The organism is Streptomyces sp. P9(2023) (assembly GCF_032436795.1).
Classification (GTDB): Bacteria; Actinomycetota; Actinomycetes; order Streptomycetales; family Streptomycetaceae; genus Streptomyces.
In genome coordinates, this window is the sequence record NZ_JAUPWM010000887.1 from 1 (window position 1) to 232 (window position 232).

Annotated in this window: 1 protein-coding gene; it reads right to left on the reverse strand. The window is 68.5% G+C overall.

What is annotated here, in order from left to right:
- Positions 1-232 (reverse strand): PCRF domain-containing protein (locus Q5762_RS39805; protein WP_315897199.1); only part of this gene is annotated, 232 nt, incomplete at both ends.

Consider the following 232-nt stretch of genomic DNA (forward strand, 5'->3'; position numbering starts at 1 on the left):
TGAACACGACCGACTCCGCGGCCCCGACGACCGGAAGACGTCGATCTTCAGGTCGTTCGCGTCGATGTGGATCTCTTCGGGCTCGTCGACCTCGGGGAACACCAGCACCCCGGTCGTCGAGGTGTGGATGCGTCCCTGTGACTCGGTCGCGGGAACGCGCTGGACGCGGTGCACTCCGCCCTCGTACTTCAGATGCGCCCACACGCCCTGCGACGGGTCGCTGGCCGCGCCC